Annotated in this window: 8 protein-coding genes; 6 read left to right on the top strand and 2 right to left on the bottom strand. The window is 62.4% G+C overall.

What is annotated here, in order from left to right:
* Positions 1-730, bottom strand: a 730-nt coding sequence (locus OES25_17155; GenBank protein MDH3629366.1) for a hypothetical protein, incomplete at its 3' end; no start/stop codon positions are given.
* A gap of 119 nt (positions 731-849) precedes the next feature.
* On the opposite strand from OES25_17155, the gene OES25_17150 reads away from it, so the two are divergent.
* Entirely contained in the window at positions 850-2,553 is a 1,704-nt protein-coding gene (locus tag OES25_17150) for a hypothetical protein (GenBank protein ID MDH3629365.1), read from the top strand.
* Here OES25_17150 and rffA read toward each other — a convergent pair.
* Positions 2,523-3,683 carry a dTDP-4-amino-4,6-dideoxygalactose transaminase gene (gene rffA / locus OES25_17145; GenBank protein ID MDH3629364.1) on the bottom strand — a complete coding sequence of 387 codons (1,161 nt, stop codon included), beginning with the start codon at positions 3,681-3,683 and terminating at the stop codon, positions 2,523-2,525. The two genes, OES25_17150 and rffA, sit on opposite strands and share 31 nt — an antisense overlap.
* A 115-nt stretch (positions 3,684-3,798) precedes the next feature.
* On the opposite strand from rffA, the gene OES25_17140 reads away from it, so the two are divergent.
* The 5 genes from OES25_17140 to OES25_17120 all read left to right on the top strand — a co-directional run.
* Positions 3,799-4,623 (top strand): phytanoyl-CoA dioxygenase family protein, encoded by an 825-nt coding sequence (locus tag OES25_17140; GenBank protein MDH3629363.1) that lies wholly within the window; start codon positions 3,799-3,801, stop codon positions 4,621-4,623.
* Positions 4,620-5,576: a glycosyltransferase family 2 protein gene (locus OES25_17135; GenBank protein MDH3629362.1), complete on the top strand. Its 957-nt coding sequence runs from the start codon at positions 4,620-4,622 to the stop codon at positions 5,574-5,576. Before OES25_17140 ends, OES25_17135 begins: the two co-directional genes overlap by 4 nt.
* Positions 5,569-6,252, top strand: coding sequence for a class I SAM-dependent methyltransferase (locus OES25_17130; GenBank protein MDH3629361.1), 684 nt, complete (start codon positions 5,569-5,571; stop codon positions 6,250-6,252). Before OES25_17135 ends, OES25_17130 begins: the two co-directional genes overlap by 8 nt.
* Complete coding sequence (locus tag OES25_17125; GenBank protein MDH3629360.1) at positions 6,249-6,929, top strand: methyltransferase domain-containing protein; 681 nt, start codon at positions 6,249-6,251, stop codon at positions 6,927-6,929. Before OES25_17130 ends, OES25_17125 begins: the two co-directional genes overlap by 4 nt.
* A gap of 19 nt (positions 6,930-6,948) precedes the next feature.
* Positions 6,949-7,496, top strand: a 548-nt coding sequence (locus OES25_17120) for a WbqC family protein (protein MDH3629359.1), incomplete at its 3' end; no start/stop codon positions are given.

Below are 7,496 nucleotides of genomic sequence, written 5' to 3'. Positions count from 1 at the left end.
GTTGCCAGCGCCCATCCTGATAGGCGGCCGCGATCATGTCGAAGTAGTCCACCAGTTCGCTGTCGCCACTGACACGCAACCGGTAGTACCAGGTGTTCAGAAACCAGCTGTGTCGAAGGAGCCAACCCGGCTGATCTTCATAGATCTTCCGCGCCGCGACACGCCACTCCTCGACCAGGTCGCTGATATCGTTCCCACAGTGAACGTAGACCACGTGTTCCAGTTGGAGTCCGTCACGAACGAACTCACTCAGCCTGAGGGCGAGTTCCGCCGTTTCGAGCCCATCGTCACCGATGTACTGAACGTCCCATTCCGGCCTACTCGCTCGAATTCGATTCACGAACCGCTGCTCGACGTCTTTGAGTCCATGTCCGTTCGTGTAGGAGTCACCGATGAACGTGAATCGCGGTCGATCCGCGGATCGCGGACCCCTCAGATCGACCGAATCACGGACGCCCTGCGCGTTGCGCTGGTAGTAACGCTCGAACCAACGCTCCGAGGCCAGCCCGAGATCGAAGCCGTCACTGGCGTCGTAGACAAACCGGTAGTAGATCTCGCCGACGGGAAGGACCGACAACGCGAGGGCCAGGAGCAGGAGTCCGTTCCCGACGAGCAGCCTTACGGTCGAGGTCCCCCCACGCCGAGAACCTCGCACGAAGCGCACGAACAGGAACACCACCGCAAGCGGGGCGACAAGAAACAGAACCAACACTAGATTCTGAGGGCTCAACCAATCCTCTCCGAGCCAGGGTGACCCGAGCACGACCACGACGTCAACCCGACCGCAGGGTCGATTCGCTTTGCTATCCTTCCACAGGCGGCAACACGAATGAGGCTTCATTGAAGACCATGACCGAAGCCAGATGGTTCCCGGCGCTGCTGGCGGTCGTGCTGGCGCTGGCCTGTCTCGCGATTCGCGCACCCACGCTGGACCGAATCGCCCTCAATCCCGACGAGAGCCAGTACGAGGCCACCGCCGCCTACCTTCTATCGACGGGTCAATCCGGGTTTGCCCTACCTCACGCAAGCGCCGGCACCTTTACCCTTTACAAGGGGATCGCCTGGCTGTTCGGCAGCTACTCGATGCAACAGGTCCGCCTGCTCGTCCTCCTCGTGGTGATCGGGCTGACCGGGTTGTTGTTCCGGATCGTCCGTCGAGAGGCCGGCCTCCTGGCCGGCTTCATCGCCGCCGCACTGTTCGTCGTAGGGAACCTTCCGTTTGAGGGACACTCCGCCAACCGTGAATGGTTCGCGCTCCCCGGCCTCTGGGGTGGGATGGCCCTCGCGATCGCCGCGCTTCGTCGTGGGCCTCGATCGCCGGCGTGGCTCTGGATCCTCGCGGGAGCCGTCACCGGCACGGCGCTGTGGTTCAAACTTCAGGCGGCCTATCCAGTCCTGACGGTGCCGCTGTTTCTGTTGATCTGGTCGCTCTCCACCCGCACGATCCGCGACGGACTCCGCTCCATTGCGCTGTTCGCCGTCGGCGGGGCCGTCAGCAGCGCCCTCTACCTGATGGCGTTTCTGCGGGTCGGAACCCTCAACAGCTACGTGGCGTCCATCGCCACGGATTTCAGTGGCTATGCCGCGCCGGCGGACGGCAGCCCACAGACGACGGACCTGCTCGCAACCTGGTGGGAACGGTTCCTCGTCGGACTACCCGGCACGCCTCTTGTGGCGGCGATCTACGGCCTGGTCGTCAGCTGGCTGTTCGTGATCGTGATCCGTCGAGGAAAGACCACTCCGTTTCCACTGTTGATGACGGTCCATCTGGGGGTCTGCATGGCTGCCGTCGCGATGGGCGGGCGGTTCTTCGGTCACTACTACCTATTCCTCGTTCCGGTCTGGGCGGTGTGGGTCGGGATCGGCATCGGCGGCCTGCGTGATTCGGTCTCCGGCGACCAGGCCGCGCGTAGGATCTGGCCCACGGTGGTTGCCGCCATCATCGCTTTTCGATTCCTCGATCTGTCCGGAGACCCTACGGCGATCTATCTCCCGGCTGCGGTCTTCATCGGCTACGTTGCCTGGCGTCAGCGAGCGTTCTGGCGCCCCGTCGGCGTAGGACTCTTGATCCTCGAGAGTTGCCTGTTTGCCTACCAGGCGCTTCAGACCCCAACTCCGGACAGTCTGCCGTATCACCGTGGAGGATTCGAGAACGTCCGACAGGTGGTCGAAAAGCATAGCGATGTCGATCAGCCGATTCTCGTCTGGGGCTGGCTCCCGGAGATCTACTCGCTGACCCGAAGAACACCGGCAACCTCCTTCGTCATCTCCCAGTACCTCGTCCAGGATGTCCACGATACCGTCCATACTCCCGAGATGGACACACGCTACGAATCCCAGATGATGGGCGAGTTATCCCGGACTCCCCCGGTGTTGATCGTCGACGCATCGGCGATGAGTTGGACGATGGTCGCCGGTGGATCCCCCACCCTCTACGACCTCTCCCACTACCCCGAGTCGGAGTTTAGGCGCTGGGTCGCCGAGGAGTACGAGCCGCTAGGCTACTGGGACGGGGTTGCCGTCTATCGACGTCGGGACGAATCCTCGAAGTAATCACGTACGCCCGCGACCACACGATCGATTTCGCCCTCCGTAAGGTCGCGATGGAACGGCAGCCGCAGAAGGCTGTCACTGACCGTCTCGCTGACGGGGCACACCGAGTCAGCGACCCCCAGGCGACGAGCCATCTCGGAACGATGGAGTGCCTGGTAGTGGAACACTGCCGCAATCTCCTGAGACGCCAGGTGTGCAATCAGCGGATCGCGCAGTTCTACCTGCGGAACAAGCATGTAGTACATGTGAAACGACTGTTCGCAATGACCGGGTACCGTCGGCAACTTCAGACCGACGTCCCCGGCCCAGGGTCGAAGCCGTTCGTCGTAGGCGTTCCATACCTCCTCCCGACGGGCCTGAATCGTATCGACTTGCTCGAATTGCGCCATCAGGAAGGCCGCGAGAATGTCCGACAGTCCGAAACTCGAACCGATATCAACCCAGGTGTACTTATCGACCTCGCCGCGATCCATTCTCTGTCGATCGGTACCCTTGTCTCGCAGCACCTCTGCCCGGTCGACATGTCGCGCGTCGTGGATAGCGAGTGCCCCACCCTCCCCACAAATCACGTTCTTCGTCTCGTGAAAGCTGTGTGCCGCAAGCGGTGCGAGCGCACCGAGAGGTCGCCTACGGTACTTCCCGAACAGGCCGTGCGCATTGTCCTCGATGACCGACAATCCGTGCCGCTCCGCCAGCTCGTTGATCGCATCCATCTCGCACGCGACCCCGGCGTAGTGCAACGGAACGATGGCTCGCGTGCGCGGGGTGATCGCGGCCTCGATCCGAGACTCGTCCAGATTCAGGGTATCCGCCCGGACGTCGCAGAACACCGGTCGCACCCCTCGTAGGACGAACGGATTGACCGTCGAGACAAAGGCGAAACTAGGAAAGATGATCTCGTCGCCGGCCTGAAGATCGAGCAATAGTGCCGCCATCTCCAGGGCATCGGTACACGAGGTCGTCAGGAGTAACGACTCCGCTCCGAGTCGCTCACGCAGGAAGTTCTCACACCTTCGGCTGAAGTCACCGCAGGCCGCGGTATGCATCTGCTCGATGGTTTCGCGGATATACTCCAACTCTCGACCCACAAGTGTCGGCCGATTGAACGTGATGCGACTGGAGCTGCTCATGGACGCGGTCCGATGCGATTGCGGTCCCCACCAATCATAGGGGCTGCCAGGTGGTACGGCCAGGATGTATCATGAAAGGGCGGCTTCAACGTTGGGATCGGAGGCGTAGAACTCGGTGGAGTTGATACTGAACGGTCGCGCCGTGCCCTACGTCGTGACGGGACCACGCGGCTACGGTGCCGAGGAGGTCCTGCTGGAGCAGGACGACGATCTCCTGGCCGGACTGTCATGGCACGGCGTCGGGTTCGCCACGCTCCCGTTCCTGACCGATGACGACCATCAGAGGCTCCAGCTCGGTCTGACCGAGATGATCCGTGACCTGCTCCAGCAAATCGGTGTTCCCTCGCTGGAAGGCTTCACCCTCGAGAGCTACCACCGCTTTCTTGGAACCGCAGAGGCGGAGGAGCGTCATGCCCGGCTCGTTGCGGCAATCCGGAGTTGCTTCCCACTCGAGCGATTGCCGCTTTCCGTCACACGAATCGAGGATCGACTCTCCGAGATCTGCGGCGCCGCCGTCCATGCATGCAACCCGCACAACGGTGTTCGCGAGTTCTGCATCCGGATCATCCGACCGGACTCGACGGACTGCAATCCGCTGCATCGCGATGTCTGGCTGGATCGATTGCGAGACGCGGTCAACATCTACGCACCGCTTGCGGGAAGCAGCCCGCTTTCGTCGCTGGCGCTGGTTCCCGGTTCCCATCTCTGGAAAGAGTCGGAGATCGAACGAACCGAGGCCGGCGCGCAAGTCAATGGCAACACCTACACAGTGCCGGCAGTCACGGGCGCCCGGCGCCCCCTGGACCTCGAGCGCCCCGACCCGGGATCCAACGAGGTGCTGGTCTTCTCGCCCTACCTGATTCATGGGAGCGCAATCAACTTCCAGAACGATCGAACGCGGGTCTCTCTCGAGATGCGTTTCTGGAGATCCCCGGCTTGAGCGGCATCGGCATCTCCGTCGTCATCCCGGTCTTTCGAGGGCGAGACACCCTCGAGGAACTGTGTCGTCGGCTGACTCCCGTGCTCGAAGGCATCGAGACCCTCGGCGACAAACACCACGAGATCATCCTGGTGGATGACGGCAGCCGGGACGGCAGCTGGGCGATCATCCAACGTCTGGCCGCTCAGGACCCACGTATCATCGGACTGCGACTCTCGCGAAACTTCGGTCAGCACAACGCGACCCTGGCGGGTTTTCGACACGCCCGTGGTCGACTCATCGTGACCATGGACGAGGATCTACAGCACCCACCCGAGGAGATCCCGAGCCTTCTCAAGGCTCGCGCGGCGTCGAATGCCGACCTCGTCTACGGAATCCCCGATCGTCGCCGACACGCCTGGTGGCGTCGGCTCGGTTCTCGCCTGGTGATGCTCATCCCGCGACGGGTCATGGGCGTACCGTTCGACATCGGATCGTTTCGGCTACTCGACGCAAGGATCGCGGCGGAAGTCGCCAAAGCGTTGCGTCACGATATCGTCCTGGACGTCTATTGCAGTTGGGTCTCGGACCGGATCGAGGCCGTCACCGTCGAGCATCACGAGTCCCGCCGCGACAGCAGCTACACGATCTTCGGGCTTTGCCGCATGCTTCTGTCGATCCTCTACAACTACACCGTGTTCCCGCTGCGTGTTTCGACGATCGCCGGCGCCCTGCTCTCGGTCGGCGCCCTCGGGCTAGCGGCCTGGTTCATCTACCTCAAACTTCGCTTCGGCGACGCCGTGGAATCCGGCTTCAGTGCCCTGATCGTCTCGATCCTGCTCTCGACCGGTGTCATCATGTTGGGGATCGGGATGTTGTCCGAGTATCTGGCCCACACGTTCCTTCATGTCATCCGCAAACCGCAATCGGTCGTGCGCGAATCGACGATCGATCGAGACCACCACGATGCGTGACGAGCAGGAACAGCATTACCTGGAACTCTTCAACAAGCACGGCGACGACCCGCAGGCCCTCTCCTATCGCGACGGACCGACACAGATCGAGCGCTTCCATCGGCTAAGCCTTGCCTTCGCGGACATGAAGGAGCCGTTCTCGGTCCACGAGGTCGGCTGCGGATTGGGGCACTACGGCGATTACCTGAAGCGCCACCACCCTCTCGCCACCTACTCGGGCAGCGACATCATCGAGACCTTCGTCGATCATTGTCGAGAGCGATTTCCCGACGACACGTTTCATCATCGCGACCTTGTCGCAGATAACGTCGCAGAGCGCTATGACTGGGTGATGCTGAGCGGGCTGTTCAATCTCAAGCTGGCACAGCCCCGCGACGTCTGGCAGGACTTCGTGTGGCAGATGCTGACGGAGATGTACCGTCTCTGCCGGCATGGTATCGGCTGCAATTTCGTGACCAGTTACGTGGACGAGGGTCGTGAACGGAGCGAGATCTTCTATCAGGATCCGCGCACGCTGATCGACTTCGCGACACGTCATCTCTCGCGTCACGTCGAATACGACGGGGCCGGACCGCTCTACGACTACACGGTGAGGATCTATCGCCCGGAGCATATCCGGCGCGACTACGCCGACGCGGCGTTCGATCATTACTTCCCGGCCACCGACGGTTCATGATCGACGGCGAGAAGCTGACCCGCTGGTACGATTTTCAGGCACCGTTCTATAGCTGGTGGCGAGATCGTCCCGACAGCGCCATCCTCGACCATCTCCATCAGGCCCTCGAGGCGGAGCCCTCCAGCCTGCGGTTGTTGGATGCCGGCTGCGGCAGCGGCTGGTGCGCGCTGGGGCTTGCCGGCCGACGCCCCGATCGAGCAGTCGTCGGCATCGATGCGTCCGGCGGGATGCTGGATGTTGCCGGCGCCCGGGCCAAGCGTCAGGGTCTAGAGCATGTCCAGCTTCGTCACGGGGACGTGCACCGAGTCGAGGACCCCGACGACTGCTACGACGCGATCACCGCGGCGGGGCTGTTTGCCAACCTCAACGAGACCGCTCCGGCGCTCCTGGAGTTCCGGCGACTCCTGCGTCCGGGTGGACGTCTGTTCGTGGTGGAGTTCGACCGTCGACAGCTGACGGGAATCCGTCGGCTGGTCTTTCGCTGCATGATTCTGGGATACCGAGTCGTTTCGACGCTGCTTCCCCGATTTCGATTCGCCGACCAGTGGAACATCGAACGCAGCACCGTCGACCTGGACGCGTTTCGCGACACCGCCGGGCAGCTCGGCTGGCGACAGCAGGACCTCACCTATCTAGAATCGCACTGGATACTGGCGTTGAGCCCCGGCGACCGTTAGGCTTGATCGGTAGAACCTGATGCTGTGTGTGATCCTTCAGCCGTCGTACATCCCCTGGCGCGGATACTTCGATCAGATCCGACGGGCGGATACGTTTGTCTTCCTGGATACGGCACCGTACGACGCACGAGGCTGGCGCAACCGGAATCGCATTAAGTCCGCCGATGGCAGTCGCTGGCTCACGATCCCGGTCCAGCGCAAGGGATCCCAACAGGCGCGGACCCCTCTCTCGGAGATCCGCATCCACTGGGAGCACGACTGGCGCGTGACGCATCGACGCAGTCTGGAGCATGCCTACGCGCGCGCTCCGCACTGGAAAGAGATGACGCCCCTGCTGGATCAGATCTACGGCGACCGCCATGAGCGGTTGGTCGATCTGACCATCCACGCGACCCACTGCGTCGCCTCGCAACTGGGACTCGGGGGGACGCGATTCCTGCGGGCCAGCGAACTCGACGATGTTCCAGGAGAGGGCTCGGAGCGCATCCAGACTCTCCTGAATCGTGTGGGGGCCGATCGCTATCTCACGGGACCCTCGGCGCAGAACTATCTGGACATTGATGCGCT

Source organism: Acidobacteriota bacterium (assembly GCA_029861955.1).
GTDB lineage: Bacteria > Acidobacteriota > Polarisedimenticolia > Polarisedimenticolales > Polarisedimenticolaceae > JAOTYK01.
This window is presented reverse-complemented; position numbering and strand designations above follow the sequence as displayed.